The sequence below is a fragment of the Polaromonas sp. genome (genome assembly GCF_036676035.1).
Taxonomy (GTDB): Bacteria; Pseudomonadota; Gammaproteobacteria; order Burkholderiales; family Burkholderiaceae_C; genus Polaromonas.
Genome location: NZ_JAKFDR010000026.1, coordinates 58856 through 73541 on the forward strand (window position 1 = coordinate 58856; position 14686 = coordinate 73541).

Consider the following 14686-nt stretch of genomic DNA (forward strand, 5'->3'; position numbering starts at 1 on the left):
GGAGCCGCCCATGGACGCAATGCGGGATTTCTGGGAATTTGCGAGCTTTGTCGTGACGGCGCTTGGCCTGCCGTTTGCCATCGCTTTCTTCGCCTGGGAGCAGCGCAAGGAGCGTGACAACGAGGACGAAGAGGCTTACCAGCTGCTGTCCAACGCCTACAACGACTTCCTGAAAATCGTGCTGGCCCACCCGGACCTGCGCCTGCGCACCAACGAACCGCTGGAGAACCCGACGCCCGAGCAAAATGAGCGTATTCTGGTGATCTACGACATGCTGATTTCGCTGTTCGAGCGGGCCTACATCGTGGCTTGGAGCGAGAACATGAGCGAAGTCGAAAAGCGCCGCTGGAACAGCTGGGACGACTTCATGCGCGAGTGGTGCCGCCGCGAGAATTTTTTCAATATCCTGCCGCAGCTGCTGCGCGGCGAGGACCCCCAGTTCCAGCAATACATCCTGCGCCTGGCGCAGGAAGAGCGTGGCCACATCATTCAACCCTGAAAGGAAAACATCATGTCTGATTCCATCGTTATCGTCGGCGCCGCCCGTACCCCCATGGGCGGCTTCCAGGGCGACTTTTCCAGCCTGTCTGCTCATGACCTGGGCGGCGCCGCGATCAAAGCCGCCATCGAACGCTCGGGCATTGCGCCCGAAAAAGTGGACGAGGTGCTGTTCGGCAACTGCCTGATGGCGGGCCAGGGCCAGGCGCCTGCACGGCAGGCCGGTTTCAAGGGCGGCCTGTCGGCCGGTACGGGCGCTGTCACGCTCTCCAAAATGTGCGGCTCCGGCATGGAAGCCACTTTGCTGGCGCACGACCAGCTTTTGGTGGGCAGCCGTGATGTGATGGTGGCCGGCGGCATGGAAAGCATGACCAATGCACCGCATTTGCTGCTCAAGGGCCGTAGCGGTGTCCGCATCGGCCACGATCGCATCTACGACCACATGATGCTGGACGGCCTGGAAGACGCTTACGAGCCCGGCCGTGCCATGGGCACTTTCGGCGAGCAGTGCGCCGACAAATACCAGTTCAGCCGTGAGGCCCAGGACGCCTTTGCCGTGGCCAGCGTGCAGCGCGCCAAGGCGGCCACGGAATCCGGCGCCTTCAAGGAAGAGATCACGCCGGTCACCGTGAAAGGCCGTAGCGGTGAAACCGTGATCTCCATCGACGAAGGTCCAGGCAAGGTCAAGCTCGACAAAATCGCCACACTCAAGCCCGCTTTCAAGAAAGACGGCACGATCACGGCGGCGTCCAGTTCGTCCATCAACGATGGCGCTGCGGCGCTGGTGCTGACGCGTGAGTCGACCGCCAAGGAACTGGGCGTCAAGCCCATCGCCCGCATCGTCGGCCACGCCACGTTTGCCCAAGCGCCAGAGTGGTTCACCACGGCGCCGGTGGGGGCCGTGCAAAAACTGCTCAAGAAGATCGGCTGGAGCGTTAAAGACGTGGATCTGTGGGAGGTCAACGAGGCCTTTGCCGTGGTGCCGATGGCGCTCATGAAAGAGCTGAACGTGTCGCACGACATCGTCAACGTCAATGGCGGCGCCTGCGCGCTGGGCCATCCCATCGGTGCCAGCGGTGCCCGCATCATCGTCACGCTGATCCATGCGTTGAAGGCTCGCGGCCTCAAGAAAGGCGTCGCCACGCTGTGCATTGGCGGCGGCGAGGGAACTGCCGTGGCCTTGGAGTTGCTATAAATTTAGTAGCTATTGACGCAGTAAATACCAGGGCTAGAGGTCAATTTTCCTTGTGAAAAACTTCAAATGAGCACGGTGCTGGTGATAGGCGCGTCGCGCGGCATTGGCCTCGAATTCGTGCGCCAGTACCGCGAGGCCGGTGCGCGCGTGATCGCCACGGCGCGCGACGAGGCCGGCTTGCAGCGGCTGCGCGAGCTGGGTGCCCAGGCGCTCAAGGTGGACGTGGCCAAACCGGCCAGCATCAGCGGCCTGGCCTGGCAGCTTGACGGCGAGAAGATCGACGTGGCCCTGTACGTGGCCGGGGTCTACACCACGGGGGGTGCGACGGCGCCGCCCACGCGCGAGGAGTTTGACCGCACCCTGCACACCAATGTGCTGGGTGCCATGCAGGCCATCCCGCAGGTGGCGCCGCTGGTGGAGGCGGCCGGGGGGAGGTTCGCCTTCATCACCAGCGGCATGGGGCAGATCGGCGCCGTGGAGTCCAGCTTTGGCTGGACCTACCGCGTCAGCAAGGCTGCGCTCAACATGGCGGTGGCCGCAGCGCAGCACGACTACCCGAAAGCCATCCTGGTGGCGCTGTGTCCGGGCTGGGTGCGCACCGACATGGGCGGCCGCGATGCGCCGTTGGGTGTGGCCGAATCGGTGGCAGCGATGCGCGCAACCATCGCTGCGCTGAAGCCCGCGAACAAGGGCATGTTTTTGCACCGCGACGGGCGGGCGTATCTGTCGTGGTGAATAGGAGAGTGCAATGTTATTGACGCAAGACCAGGAAATGATCCGCGACGCAGTGCGCGCGTTCGCGAAGGAGGAGCTCTGGCCCCATGCCGCGCGCTGGGACAAGGAGCACCACTTCCCGAAAGAGGCGCACCGGGGGCTGGCGGCGCTGGGCGCCTACGGCATTTGCGTGCCCGAGGAGTATGGCGGCGCCAACCTCGACTACGTGACGCTGGCGCTGGTGCTCGAGGAAATCGCGGCCGGCGACGGCGGCACCAGCACCGCGATCAGCGTCACCAACTGCCCGGTCAACGCCATCCTGATGCGCTATGGCAATGCCGCGCAGAAAAAACAGTGGCTGACAAAGCTGGCCCAGGGCGAGATGCTGGGTGTGTTCTGCCTGACCGAGCCGCATGTGGGCTCGGATGCTTCATCGCTGCGCACTACTGCCGTCAAGGACGGCGACAGCTATGTAATCAACGGCGTCAAGCAGTTCATCACCAGCGGCAAGAACGGCCATCTGGCGGTCGTGATCGCGGTGACCGACAAGGGCGCGGGCAAGAAGGGCATGAGCGCGTTTCTCGTGCCCACCGACGCGCCGGGCTATGTGGTGGCGCGTCTGGAGGACAAGCTGGGCCAGCACAGCAGCGACACGGCGCAAATCAATTTCGACAACTGCCGCATCCCCGCCGAGAACCTGATCGGCGCCGAGGGCGAGGGCTACAAGATCGCCTTGGGGGCACTTGAGGGCGGGCGCATCGGCATCGCCGCGCAAAGTGTGGGCATGGCGCGCAGCGCCTTCGAATGCGCGCTGGACTACGCCAAGGAGCGCCAAAGCTTCGGCCAGCCCATCTTCAACCACCAGGCGGTCGGCTTCCGGCTGGCGGAGTGCGCCACCAAGATTGAAGCAGCCCGGCAATTGATCTGGCATGCCGCCAGCCTGCGCGACGCCGGCCGGCCCTGCCTCAAGGAGGCCGCCATGGCCAAGCTGTTCGCCAGCGAGATGGCCGAGGAAGTCTGCAGCGCCGCGATCCAGACCCTGGGTGGCTACGGCTATGTGAACGACTTTCCGGTGGAGCGGATTTACCGCGACGTGCGGGTCTGCCAGATCTACGAAGGCACGTCCGACGTGCAGAAAATCATCATCCAGCGGGCGCTGGCTTGACACTTTCCGGCTGTCCTCGACTGATCGGGGGTTTCTGAAGTTCGTGGTTGGAACTCAACCATTCAGTGGTTGAATTCCAACCACCTCAGGCTGAAGTTGCCTCGGCTTCGGCGCAACTGGCCGTCAGTTGCCTGGCCAGCGGGCCGGGCTGCGACGGTGATGCAGGCAGGCCAGGACGGAGACGCTGCGGTCGCTTAACAGTTCGAAATGCAGGGCATAAGGAAACCGCCGAAGCAAAATACGGCGGAACCGTTCTCTTGTGTGCGGAAAGGTCTCCGGGTTGCGCGCCAGTTGTTCTTCGGCTGCTGCGACCACCCGCAGAAAATCGCCTCCCAGGCCGTAGGATTTTTGTTCGTACCAGTCGAATGTTTCGGCAATTTCGGCTTGTGCCGCTGCTTCAAAAATAACCCGCCAGGTCACAGACGCACACCAAGCGATTGCGCGATCTGGGCCAGGCTTTTGCCCTGAGCCGGGTGGGCATCACGCCAAGCCGCACGGCGTTCAAGTTCGTCCAAAACGTCATCCCGTGTTTCAGGGCCAGTCTCAGCAGCAAATTCATCCCACAGGTCTTCCACCAATTGAAGACGTTCAAACTTGCCAAGGTGTTCAACGGGTTGCAGTGTGGCTTTCATACAGCAAAGTCTAGCACTCCCGTCTCGGAATAGTGTCGGCCGGCAAGCAAGCCAAAATAAGGGGAAAATCGTGGGTAGCACCCTTGTCGATGGGGTGAGCCGGAGAGCGGCAGGTAGCCGCATCTGGGTAGACATCATGCAGAAAATCATCATTCAGCGGGCGCTGGCCTGAGGGAGACATAACATGCCGATCACCAAAGGATTCCGCGCCCTCGTCGACGAGGCGATGGCCCAGGTCAAGACCTACTCGGTCGCCGAGGTCAAGGCCAAGCTCGCCGATCCGAAAGTCCAGCTCGTCGACATCCGTGACGTGCGTGAGCTTGCCGACGGCACCGTGGTGGGCAGCTACCACGCGCCCAGGGGCATGCTCGAATTCTGGGTCGACCCTGCATCGCCCTACCACAAGCCGCTGTTTGCCGACGAGGGCAAGGAGTTCATCCTGTTCTGCGGCGCCGGCTGGCGCAGCGCGCTGGCGACTAAAACGCTGCAGGACATGGGCATGACCAATGTGGCTCATCTCGACGGCGGTTATACGGAGTGGGCCAGGCAGGGCGGGCCGACCGAGACGCTGGAGCAGCGCAAGGCCAGGAAAGCCTGATGGCCAGCCTGTCGGCGCAGGCGTGCCCATGCGGGCGGCTGGGCGCCGCAAACCGGCCGCTCGGCTTTGCGCAATGCTGCGGGCCTTATCTCGACGACTTCGCGGGTACGCCGGCTCCCGATGCCGAAGCCCTGATGCGCTCGCGCTACAGCGCTTTTGTGCTGGAGCGGCCCGACTACCTGCTGGCCACCTGGCACGCCAGCCGGCGCCCGGCCGAACTCGCATTTGACCCCGGCGTGAAATGGCTAGGGCTGGAAGTGCGGCAGCATCGCCGGCTGGACGAGACCCACGCAGAAGTCGAATTCGTCGCCCGGCAGAAAAGCCCGGGCATGGCGGCTGTTCGTTTGCATGAGCGCAGCCGCTTCGTGCGCGAAGCAGGCCGTTGGTGCTATGTAGACGGCGATCAGCTGTGATTAATCATGAAATAGGCCTCCATCCATTATGTGGCGGGCGCAACCAGCTATTAAATCAGTAGCGTAGAAAGGTTTGGTTTTGAAATTCGATGCGGTGTTGTTTGACTGTGATGGCGTGCTGGTCGACTCCGAGCCCATCACCAACGGCGTGCTGCGCGACATGCTCGAAGAGCTGGGCTGGACGCTTGGCGCCCAGGAGTGCATGCGCCTGTTTGTCGGCAAGGCGGTGAAGGACGAGGCCGCCGTCATTGAGGCCAAAACCGGCAAGCGGTTGACCGAGCGCTGGATGCAGGAGTTCCGCGCCCGCCGCAACGAGGCGCTGGAGCGTGACCTGCTCGCGGTGCGCAACATTCATGACGCGGTTGAGGCCGTGCATGCGCACCACGGTGGGCGTATTGCCTGCGCCTCGGGTGCGGACCGCTTCAAGGTCGAGCTGCAGCTCAAAAAAGTCGGCCTGATGGATTATTTCGACGGCCGCATCTTCAGCGGCCATGAGCTGCCCCGCTCCAAACCCGCGCCCGATGTTTACCTGGCTGCGGCCGGCGCGCTGGGTGTGAGCCCCCGGCGCTGCGCGGTGGTGGAAGACACGGTCACCGGTGTGACGGCGGGTGTGGCGGCCGGCGCGACCGTGTTCGGCTACAGCCCTGCGGAGGCGGGCCACGGCACGCCTGACGCGCTGCGTCGGGCCGGCGCCGCCGAAATCTTCACTGACATGGCGCAGCTGCACGCCCTGGTGAACGTCCGCCCGGCCTGAGCATCGCTCCCGCCCGCGCTCAGGCCGGGCGCGTGTCCGGCGCTGCGACGGTGGACACGCCCTGGTCCACGGCCGCCTGCCACTGGGCCTTCATCGCGCGCTGGAAGGCTTCGCGGCTTTTCAGCCGCTGCCAGTAGTCGCGCACCGCGGGCGAAAAGCGCGGCTCCAGCGCCAGGTGTTCCGCGAGCATGAGTGCATAGCCCACCGAGACGTCGGCGGCGGTGAAGCGCCCCGCGCAGAGAAACGGCTGCTGTGCCAGCGCGCCATCCAGCACGCGCAGCCGGGCCAGAAACCAGCGCGTGTAGTCGTCCGCCACCGCCTGCAGCGAACGCGCGGGCTCGAAGCGCGAGTAGCGCAGGACCAGGGTTTGCGGAAAGGTCAGGGTGGCCTCGCCGAAATGCAGCCAGTTCAGGTAGGTGCCATATGCGGCGTCGCTCGCCGGCACATCCAGCCGGCCCGGGCTGTGTCGGGCCGCCAGGTACTGGCAGATGGCGGCCGACTCGGTCATGCGCAGCTCCCCGTCTTCAAGCAGCGGCACCGTGCCCAGGGGATTGGTCTCAAGATAGTCCCGCGCCAGGGCCCGGGGCGGGAAGGGCAGCATTTTCAGCGTGTAGGGCAGGCCTAGCTCTTCCAGCATCCACAGGGGGCGGAACGAGCGCGCGCTCATGCAATGGTGAAGTGTGATCAAGGGGGACTCCGGTTTTCGGCAAGTCTACGGCAAGCGGGCGGACACAGGCCGCCACCATGGGGTCTGATCCTGCCAGCCAGGCGGGGCTACACTGCAGCCCATGAAACCCGTTTCGGCCACCCCGGTCTCGTTTGTCAGGACGCTCCTGCTGGCTTATGAGCGGTATGGCGTTGATTCCGCTGGCGCACTGGTCAAGGCACAGATCGCGCCAGAAACGCTGCGTCGGCCAGACGGCACCCTCACTTCAAAGCAACTGGAGGTTCTGGCCGGGGAGGCCATGCGCGAGCTTGACGACGAGGCCCTGGGCTGGTTCTCGCGCAAGCTGCCCTGGGGCAGCTACGGCATGTTGCTCAGGGCCTCGCTGAGTGCGCCCAGTCTGGGCGTGGCGCTGCGGCGCTGGTGCCGTCACCACGGGCTGCTGACGAACGATGTGGTGTTGAACCTGTCGGTGGCGGGCGAGGTGGCCACCCTGACCTTGGTCGATCAAGGGGTGAACCCTGCCATGCGCGAGTTCTGCCTGGTGACGCTGCTGCGCAACCTCCATGGCGTGGCCTGCTGGCTGATCGACTCACGCATTCCGTTGCTGGCGGCCTGCTTTCCGTTTGCCGCCCCGGCGCATGCGGCGGTGTACCCGGTGCTGTTTCCGGGGCCGGTGCAGTTTGACGCACCGCAGGCCTGCATGCGCTTCGACGCGCGTTACCTGGCCATGCCCTTGCGCCGCGATGAAAAAGCCCTCAATGCCATGCTGCCGCAGGCGTTGGCCCTGGTGGTGCGGCCATACCGGCGCGACAGGCTGCTGGTGCAGCGCGTGCGCATGCTGCTGCAAAGCCAGGCGGCGGCCGCGAATGCGGATGCGCTGGCCCATGCATTGAATGTGTCGCCCCGCACGCTGCACCGCCAACTGCAGGAAGAGGGCGCCTCATTGCAGGCGCTGAAAGACGAGGTGCGGCAGGCGCAGGCCATGGATGCGCTGCGCCGTAGCAGCCGGCCGATTAAACAGGTGGCGCTGGCGGTCGGCTTTCGCAATGAAAAAAGCTTTGCCAGGGCGTTCCGGCAATGGACTGGCGATTCGCCGGCGGAGTACCGGCGCAAGGCGGCGTTGGGGCCAAGCCTGGATCAGACTCTGGACGATGGCTGTGCGCCTCGTCAGTAGAATGCGACTGACTGCCGGGTTTGGCGGGACATTTTGGATGTGGCAAGTAATAACTTCCCGCTCGTCATTCCCGCGAAGGCGGGAATCCAGTCGTACTACGAAGCGCTGAGCGTCATTTACGCGTCATACTGGATACCCGCCTTCGCGGGCATGACGAATCCAAATACAAATCGGGATGTTATTTATAGCCAAATCCTTGGCCGGGAGCTGACATGACGATTTTGAAAAAACTCAGACTGCACGAGGGCTCTGGCCGCAGTGGCCGCCCACACTGTGCTGCGGTGTATCTGGCTGCGCCGCAGGCCGCACGGTCGACATTGCGTAGTCATTTCGAGATTGCGACATGACTCCTGACCATTACGCCATCGTGTATGCCGACGATATTCGAAGGATTTGCGTAGTCATCTCCGAGACCTTTGGTGATTTCGTGCTTACAAAGGAATGCAAGGGCAGCGGCTGTGGCTGCATCGGCTGCGTACTGCTTCATGCAGCGGTAGGAAACAATGAAGAGCAGTACCCGATAATTGATATCGGACGAGGAGAAGAACTAGAAACGAATCTCATGGCCTACCCGTTCACCGAAGAAGGGGGAATCTTCCTGCTTGGCCTGAGGCACGAGAAATACAAGCGCTACAAGGGAACAGTCACAAAGCAGAGACTTGATGAGGTATTTCGAACCCCGGACGCTCTGCTAATTGTTAAAACAGAGCCAGATGGGACTTTCACTCATTCTTACGTATCGCCAACCATCGAGAGCCGAGTGATATCGAAAGGCTGCAAGTCTGGTAACTGCCCTTGCGTTGGCTGCCGAATTGTAGATATGTACTACGCAGCCGCCCCAGGGAAATTCGTGCCCGCCATAGATCGAACCAAAGCGAGAGCCACCAAAGACGGCGAGCTAGTTCTACCGATATTTGAGGGTGAGGAAATCATATCGAAGCTCCTCAATCGTGATCCCACAATTCGCCATGAGTTCACTCCAAACATCTTCGGCTCACCACTAGAGCAGATGTTTTATGAATTGGCGTTCCTCGACCTTCACATTTACCCGCAGCACAAGGTTGGGAAATATAGTCTCGACTTTGCCATACCCGAAAAGCAGATCGCCATCGAGCTCGATGGACACGAATATCACAAGACAAAGTATCAGCGAACCCATGACGCTCAGCGAGACCGTTGGCTTTTTGGCCAAGGCTGGCATGTACTACGCTTTACGGGAACTGAGATTTACCGCAACTTGGACAAGTGCATCAGCGAAATCTGCTCCTTGGCTGGCGTCGAACAAGTGACCAAACTGCCATCATGACGGCATTGGCTAACTGGTCAATCGACGCGGACCCACAACAGCAGGAGGCGGCTTCGCCGCAAATGTTGGTGGTCCGGTCATCTTCACGTTAGGGCGCAATAACGTGAGAACCAGAATCGTTGTTGGGTTACTTGCACTCCTTGCTGCTGGCGCATGTCTTGGGCAACCGAGGATCGAGATGGTTCCCGTCATCGACCAATCGCGCCACGAGACGGTTGCACAACTTGAAACCCGGATCTTCATTCCGAAGGGAGCTGGGCCGTTTCCTGTTGCGATCCTCAACCACGGATCGGCAGGTGGTGCGCCGAAACGGTCCATCGCATGGCAGGAAGTGAGCAAGTACCTGAGCGAGCGTGGCTACGTCGTAATCGCACCCATGCGGCGTGGGCGTGGTAAGAGCACCGGCGCATCGCTCGAGTCCGAAGAAAAGAACTGCGACCCAGAGTCTTGGCTGCCTGGGCTTGCCAGCTCGATGCAAGACATCGACGCAACCATCGAGTTCTCAAGAACGCTGCGGTTCGTCAAAGCTCATGATGTTCTGCTGCTCGGGGTGTCGCGTGGCGGCTTTCTATCGGTGGCCTACGCGGCCGAAGGTAAGTACAGGAATGATGTTCAGCAAGTGGTGAACCTCGTTGGGGGGTGGGTTGCACAGGCAGAAGATCAGTGCCTTGTCGACTTCAACCTCTTAAGTTTCCACAAGTATGGGCGCATCACACCCACCAGGATGCTGTGGCTGTATGGGGCTAACGACCTCTTCTACGGGGATGCCGCCGTCCATAGCTACGTCGACGCGTTCAAGTCAGCCGGCGGATCTGTCGAGTTCCATCTGGTGAGTGGCGTGCCAGAGAATGGACATGGGTTGCCGAACCACTCAGAAAAGTGGAGATCGTATGTTGACCGTTTCTTATTTCCGCGCCGTGCGCCCTAACCCTTCCTATATGGACTCCCCCACAAACGCAAGAAACTGACCGATAGATTGGCTGTTGGGGAAGCGCCTGCAGTCGTATATCCGGCATCTAAAGTGGGCTCTGCTGTGGCCCGTGCCGACATGGAATCTGCGTCACCGGTGCGCCAGTCGGTACAAACGGCTGCTAAAGAGCCGGAAGAGTTATCGGCGTCTATCGGTGTGGGGTGAACCCGGTTGGCCATGATGGTCGATCAATCTCGTCGCAAGCTTCGATGGGTGAACTACAACTTCTTTCCTGGTGACGGGTTTCCTGCGCTGGCGTGAAGTGAAGCGGTGTTGGAACGAGGAACAGACTGCCCATCCATCGCCGTGCCGTGGCAGGATTTGCAACCTCTGTGGCTGGCATGAATCCGGCCCTCCGTTTATGCTTGCTGGTCCAATCCTGGTTTCTCAAACCACCGGCCTGCATGGAGACAGACATGAGCCCCCACGTTCACTCGCGTTCTCTGCCCCCCGAGGGGGCGCACAACCTCCTTGAGGCGGCTCGGCGGAGGTTGTCATGACGCAACCCCCCTCGGCCCCTAGCACCCTGAGCCTGGCGCGCGGCGCCACCGACGTGCCGCTGATCGAGCAGACCCTGGGCGACTTTTTTGATGCCATGGTGGAACGCCAGCCCGACCATGAGGCGCTGGTGAGTGCTCACCAAGGCCTGCGTTACAGCTACCGCGCACTGCAAACCGAGGCCAACCGGCTGGCCAGTGCGCTGCTCGGGCTGGGCCTGGCGCCCGGCGACCGTGTGGGCATCTGGTCGCACAACAACGCGCAATGGGTGCTGATGCAACTGGCCACGGCCAAGGTCGGGCTGGTCCTGGTCAACATCAACCCGGCTTACCGCGTGGCCGAGCTGGAGTACGCGCTCAACAAGGTGGGCTGCAAGGCGCTGGTCACCATGGCGCGCTTCAAGACCAGCGACTACATCGGCATGCTGCGCGAACTGGGGTCGGCCCGCCTGCCGCAGCTGCAGACGATCGCCTGGATCGACGAGCCGGGGAAGGGCGGTGAAAAACCTGGCGATGTGCCCGGCATGCTGCGCTTTTCCGATCTGCTGGCCCAGGGCGACCCGCAGGACCCGCGGGTTGCTGCCATCGCGAAAACGCTGAGGGCCACCGACCCGATCAACATCCAGTTCACGAGTGGCACCACGGGCTTTCCCAAGGGTGCCACGTTGACGCACCGCAACATCCTGAACAATGGTTTTTTCATCGGCGAGGCCATGAAGCTCACCCCGGCCGACCGGTTGTGCATTCCGGTGCCGCTGTACCACTGCTTCGGCATGGTGCTGGGCAATCTGGCCTGCCTCACGCATGGCGCGACCATCGTCTACCCCAATGACGGCTTTGACCCGCTGGCCGTGCTGCAAACCGTGCAGGCCGAAAAATGCACCGGCCTGCACGGCGTGCCCACCATGTTCATCGCCGAGCTGGACCACCCGCGCTTTGCGGAGTTCGACCTGTCCACGCTGCGCACCGGCATCATGGCCGGCTCGCCCTGCCCGATCGAGGTCATGAAGCGCGTGGTGGAGCAGATGAATTTGCGCGAAATCACCATCGCCTACGGCATGACCGAAACCAGCCCGGTCAGTTGCCAGAGCAGCACCGACACGCCACTGGAAAAGCGCGTGGCCACCGTGGGCCTGGTGCAGCCGCACCTGGAGGTGAAGATCGTCGACCCCGAGAGCGGCGAGATCGTCGCGCCCGGCGTCTCGGGCGAACTCTGCACGCGCGGCTATTCGGTGATGCACGGCTACTGGGAAGACGAGGCCAGGACCCGCGAAGCCATCGACGCCGAAGGCTGGATGCACACCGGCGACCTCGCCACCATGGACGCCGAAGGCTACGTCAACATCGTCGGCCGCATCAAGGACATGGTGATCCGCGGCGGCGAGAACATCTACCCGCGCGAGATCGAGGAATTCCTCTACCGCCACCCCAAGGTGCAGGACGTGCAGGTGGTGGGCGTGCCGGACAAGAAGTACGGCGAAGAACTCTGCGCCTGGATCATCGCCAAGCCGGGCCAGACCTTGAGCGAAGACGAGATTCGCGCCTTCTGCAAAGGCCAGATTGCGCATTACAAGGTGCCACGTTACATTCGTTTTGTCGCCGAATTCCCGATGACCGTGACCGGCAAGATCCAGAAGTTCAAGATCCGCGACGCCATGAAAGACCAGCTGGGGCTGGAAGAAGAAAGAACCGCATGAGTACCCTAGAGACAAAACTCAACGCCCGCTCGGCCGACTTCCAGGCCAACGCCGCCGCGATGCGCGTACTGGTGGACGACCTCAATCTGCAGATCGCCAAGGCCGTGGCCGGCGGCGGTGAAGCCGCACGCGCCAAGCACACGGCCCGCGGCAAGCTGCTGCCGCGCGACCGCGTGCAGATGCTGCTGGACCCGGGCACGCCCTTCCTGGAACTGGCGCCGCTGGCCGCACACGGCATGTACAAGGGCGATGCGCCCTGCGCCGGCGTGATCGCGGGCATAGGCCGTGTCAGCGGCGTGGACTGCATGATTGTGTGCAACGACGCCACGGTCAAGGGCGGCACCTACTACCCCATGACGGTCAAAAAGCATTTGCGGGCGCAGGAAATCGCCCAGCAAAACCGCTTGCCCTGCATCTATCTGGTGGACTCGGGCGGCGCCAACCTGCCCAACCAGGACGAGGTGTTTCCTGATCGGGATCACTTTGGCCGCATCTTTTTCAACCAGGCCAACATGAGCGCGCAGGGCATTGCGCAGATTGCCGTGGTCATGGGCTCCTGCACGGCGGGCGGCGCCTACGTGCCGGCCATGAGCGACGAAAGCATCATCGTCAAGAACCAGGGCACGATTTTCCTGGGCGGCCCGCCGCTGGTCAAAGCCGCCACCGGTGAAGTGGTGACGGCCGAAGACCTGGGCGGCGGCGACGTGCACACGCGCCTGTCGGGCGTGGCGGATCATCTGGCGCAAAACGATATGCACGCACTGGCGCTGGCGCGGGCTTCGGTCAAAAATTTGAATCAAAACAAGGCCAAAGCCCTTGATTCAATTGCGCCGGTAGCTCCTAAATTTGTAGCAGAAGAACTCTACGGCGTGATCCCCACCGACACCCGCAAGCCGTTTGACGTGCGCGAAATCATCGCCCGCATTGTGGACGGCAGCGAGTTTGACGAATTCAAGGCGCGTTATGGCACCACGCTGGTCTGCGGCTTTGCCCGCATCGAAGGCATGCCGGTCGGCATCATCGCCAACAACGGCATTTTGTTCAGTGAGTCGGCCCTCAAGGCCACGCATTTCATAGAGCTGTGCTGCCAGCGCAAGATTCCGCTGGTGTTTTTGCAGAACATCACCGGCTTCATGGTGGGCCGCAAGTACGAGAACGAAGGCATCGCCCGCAACGGCGCCAAAATGGTCACGGCCGTGGCCACGGCGGCGGTGCCCAAGTTCACCATCATCATCGGCGGCAGCTTCGGCGCGGGCAACTACGGCATGTGCGGCCGCGCCTACAGCCCGCGCTTCCTGTGGATGTGGCCCAACGCGCGCATTTCCGTCATGGGCGGCGAGCAGGCGGCCGGCGTACTGGCCACTGTCAAGCGCGACGGCATCGAGAGCAAAGGCGGCGCCTGGTCTGCCGAGGAAGAGGAGGCCTTCAAGGCCCCGATCCGCCAGCAGTACGAACATCAAGGCCATCCTTATTACGCCACTGCCCGTTTGTGGGACGATGGGGTGATTGACCCGGCCGACACCCGCCGGGTGCTGGCGCTGGGTCTGAGTGCGTCGCTCAATGCGCCGATTCCCGAGACGAAGTTTGGCCTGTTCAGGATGTAAGCCATGAATCACCTTCAGCTGACTATTCAAGGCGGTGTAGCGACGCTGCACCTCAATCGCCCCGAGGTGCGCAATGCCTTCAACGACGAAGTCATTGCGGAGCTCACGCAGGCTTTCGCTGGGCTGGGTCAACGTGACGATGTGCGTTGCATCGTTCTGGGTGCGGAAGGCGCGGCTTTTTGCGCGGGCGCCGACCTGAACTGGATGCGCCGCATGGCCGACTATTCGCATGTCGAGAACCTGGCCGACGCGGCGCAGCTGGCCGAGATGCTGCGTGCCATTTATGAATGCCCAAAGCCCACCGTGGCCCGCGTTCAGGGCGATGTGTATGCGGGCGGCATGGGGCTGGTCGCGGCATGCGACATTGCCGTCTCTAGCGACACGGCGCAGTACTGCCTCAGCGAGGTCAAACTGGGCCTGATACCGGCCACCATCAGCCCCTACGTGATCCGTGCCATGGGGACGCGGGCGGCGCACCGTTATTTCTTGACGGCTGAGCGGTTTGACGCCAGGGAGGCGCACCGTATCGGTTTCATTCATGAAGTGGTGAAGGCTGATGCACTCGATGCCAAGGTGGCTGAGATCGCGCAGGCGCTGGTCAATGCCAGCCCTCAGGCGGTGCAGGCCTGCAAGCAGCTGGTGCAGGACGTGGCCGGGCATGAGCTGTCTGCCGAGTTGATTGTCCGGACGGTGAAGGGCATCGCCGATATTCGTTCCAGCGAACAGGGCAAGGAGGGCGTGCAATCCTTCCTGCAGAAGCGCAAGCCGTCCTGGCTCATGCCTGACCAGCCAGACCCGTCTT

General features: G+C 62.3%; 16 protein-coding genes. 13 read left to right on the forward strand and 3 right to left on the reverse strand.

Translation table 11 applies throughout. The features are described 5' to 3' along the window. Positions 1-10 precede the first annotated feature (10 nt). The 4 genes from V6M61_RS05090 to V6M61_RS05105 all read left to right on the forward strand — a co-directional run bounded on the left by V6M61_RS05090 (position 11) and on the right by V6M61_RS05105 (position 3572). The gene (locus tag V6M61_RS05090; RefSeq protein WP_332775479.1) at positions 11-499 is read left to right on the forward strand and encodes a hypothetical protein; all 489 of its coding nucleotides are present in this window, start codon (positions 11-13) and stop codon (positions 497-499) included. Between the two features lie 12 nt (positions 500-511). Further along, complete coding sequence (locus V6M61_RS05095; RefSeq protein WP_332775480.1) at positions 512-1693, forward strand: acetyl-CoA C-acyltransferase; 1182 nt, start codon at positions 512-514, stop codon at positions 1691-1693. Between the two features lie 66 nt (positions 1694-1759). Further along, entirely contained in the window at positions 1760-2428 is a 669-nt protein-coding gene (locus tag V6M61_RS05100) for an SDR family oxidoreductase (RefSeq protein WP_332775481.1), read from the forward strand. Positions 2429-2441: 13 nt separating this feature from the next. Beyond that, positions 2442-3572 carry an acyl-CoA dehydrogenase family protein gene (locus tag V6M61_RS05105; protein ID WP_332775482.1) on the forward strand — a complete coding sequence of 377 codons (1131 nt, stop codon included), beginning with the start codon at positions 2442-2444 and terminating at the stop codon, positions 3570-3572. A 123-nt stretch (positions 3573-3695) separates the two neighbouring features. Here V6M61_RS05105 and V6M61_RS05110 read toward each other — a convergent pair whose 3' ends face one another. Together V6M61_RS05110 and V6M61_RS05115 are read right to left on the reverse strand one after the other, a co-directional pair. Next, on the reverse strand, positions 3696-3992 hold the full coding sequence (locus V6M61_RS05110; protein ID WP_332775483.1) for a type II toxin-antitoxin system RelE/ParE family toxin: 297 nt from the start codon (positions 3990-3992) through the stop codon (positions 3696-3698). Further along, on the reverse strand, positions 3989-4204 hold the full coding sequence (locus V6M61_RS05115) for an addiction module protein (protein ID WP_332775485.1): 216 nt from the start codon (positions 4202-4204) through the stop codon (positions 3989-3991). Before V6M61_RS05115 ends, V6M61_RS05110 begins: the two co-directional genes overlap by 4 nt. A gap of 184 nt (positions 4205-4388) precedes the next feature. Between V6M61_RS05115 and V6M61_RS05120 the strand changes: the two genes are divergently transcribed. From V6M61_RS05120 to V6M61_RS05130, 3 genes are all read left to right on the forward strand, one after another. Continuing rightward, on the forward strand, positions 4389-4802 hold the full coding sequence (locus V6M61_RS05120) for a rhodanese-like domain-containing protein (protein WP_332775486.1): 414 nt from the start codon (positions 4389-4391) through the stop codon (positions 4800-4802). Continuing rightward, positions 4802-5215 carry a YchJ family protein gene (locus tag V6M61_RS05125; protein ID WP_332775487.1) on the forward strand — a complete coding sequence of 138 codons (414 nt, stop codon included), beginning with the start codon at positions 4802-4804 and terminating at the stop codon, positions 5213-5215. The genes V6M61_RS05120 and V6M61_RS05125 overlap by 1 nt, the downstream gene beginning before the upstream one ends. A gap of 79 nt (positions 5216-5294) precedes the next feature. Continuing rightward, on the forward strand, positions 5295-5969 hold the full coding sequence (locus V6M61_RS05130) for an HAD family hydrolase (protein WP_332775500.1): 675 nt from the start codon (positions 5295-5297) through the stop codon (positions 5967-5969). A gap of 19 nt (positions 5970-5988) precedes the next feature. On the opposite strand, the gene V6M61_RS05135 is transcribed toward V6M61_RS05130, so the two are convergent. Continuing rightward, the gene (locus tag V6M61_RS05135; RefSeq protein ID WP_332775488.1) at positions 5989-6657 is read right to left on the reverse strand and encodes a glutathione S-transferase family protein; all 669 of its coding nucleotides are present in this window, start codon (positions 6655-6657) and stop codon (positions 5989-5991) included. Positions 6658-6757: 100 nt separating this feature from the next. On the opposite strand from V6M61_RS05135, the gene V6M61_RS05140 reads away from it, so the two are divergent. From V6M61_RS05140 to V6M61_RS05165, 6 genes are all read left to right on the forward strand, one after another. After that, positions 6758-7810: an AraC family transcriptional regulator gene (locus V6M61_RS05140; RefSeq protein ID WP_332775489.1), complete on the forward strand. Its 1053-nt coding sequence runs from the start codon at positions 6758-6760 to the stop codon at positions 7808-7810. A 343-nt stretch (positions 7811-8153) separates the two neighbouring features. Next, on the forward strand, positions 8154-9116 hold the full coding sequence (locus tag V6M61_RS05145; protein WP_332775490.1) for an endonuclease domain-containing protein: 963 nt from the start codon (positions 8154-8156) through the stop codon (positions 9114-9116). Positions 9117-9294: 178 nt separating this feature from the next. Next, the gene (locus tag V6M61_RS05150) at positions 9295-10044 is read left to right on the forward strand and encodes a dienelactone hydrolase family protein (RefSeq protein ID WP_332775491.1); all 750 of its coding nucleotides are present in this window, start codon (positions 9295-9297) and stop codon (positions 10042-10044) included. Positions 10045-10582: 538 nt separating this feature from the next. Continuing rightward, positions 10583-12280, forward strand: coding sequence for an AMP-binding protein (locus tag V6M61_RS05155; RefSeq protein ID WP_332775492.1), 1698 nt, complete (start codon positions 10583-10585; stop codon positions 12278-12280). Continuing rightward, entirely contained in the window at positions 12277-13884 is a 1608-nt protein-coding gene (locus tag V6M61_RS05160; protein ID WP_332775493.1) for a carboxyl transferase domain-containing protein, read from the forward strand. Before V6M61_RS05155 ends, V6M61_RS05160 begins: the two co-directional genes overlap by 4 nt. Before the next feature lie 3 nt (positions 13885-13887). Next, positions 13888-14686 (forward strand): enoyl-CoA hydratase/isomerase family protein (locus V6M61_RS05165; protein ID WP_332775494.1); only part of this gene is annotated, 799 nt, incomplete at its 3' end.

Excerpts from the sequence above, each read along its gene's own strand:
- V6M61_RS05090 (WP_332775479.1), top strand. The coding sequence starts at position 11 with ATGGACGCAATGCGGGATTTCTGGGAATTTGCGAGCTTTGTCGTGACG.
- V6M61_RS05095 (WP_332775480.1), top strand. The coding sequence starts at position 512 with ATGTCTGATTCCATCGTTATCGTCGGCGCCGCCCGTACCCCCATGGGC.
- V6M61_RS05100 (WP_332775481.1), top strand. The coding sequence starts at position 1,760 with ATGAGCACGGTGCTGGTGATAGGCGCGTCGCGCGGCATTGGCCTCGAA.
- V6M61_RS05105 (WP_332775482.1), top strand. The coding sequence starts at position 2,442 with ATGTTATTGACGCAAGACCAGGAAATGATCCGCGACGCAGTGCGCGCG.
- V6M61_RS05115 (WP_332775485.1), bottom strand. The coding sequence starts at position 4,204 with ATGAAAGCCACACTGCAACCCGTTGAACACCTTGGCAAGTTTGAACGT.
- V6M61_RS05120 (WP_332775486.1), top strand. The coding sequence starts at position 4,389 with ATGCCGATCACCAAAGGATTCCGCGCCCTCGTCGACGAGGCGATGGCC.
- V6M61_RS05125 (WP_332775487.1), top strand. The coding sequence starts at position 4,802 with ATGGCCAGCCTGTCGGCGCAGGCGTGCCCATGCGGGCGGCTGGGCGCC.
- V6M61_RS05140 (WP_332775489.1), top strand. The coding sequence starts at position 6,758 with ATGAAACCCGTTTCGGCCACCCCGGTCTCGTTTGTCAGGACGCTCCTG.
- V6M61_RS05145 (WP_332775490.1), top strand. The coding sequence starts at position 8,154 with ATGACTCCTGACCATTACGCCATCGTGTATGCCGACGATATTCGAAGG.
- V6M61_RS05150 (WP_332775491.1), top strand. The coding sequence starts at position 9,295 with ATGGTTCCCGTCATCGACCAATCGCGCCACGAGACGGTTGCACAACTT.
- V6M61_RS05155 (WP_332775492.1), top strand. The coding sequence starts at position 10,583 with ATGACGCAACCCCCCTCGGCCCCTAGCACCCTGAGCCTGGCGCGCGGC.
- V6M61_RS05160 (WP_332775493.1), top strand. The coding sequence starts at position 12,277 with ATGAGTACCCTAGAGACAAAACTCAACGCCCGCTCGGCCGACTTCCAG.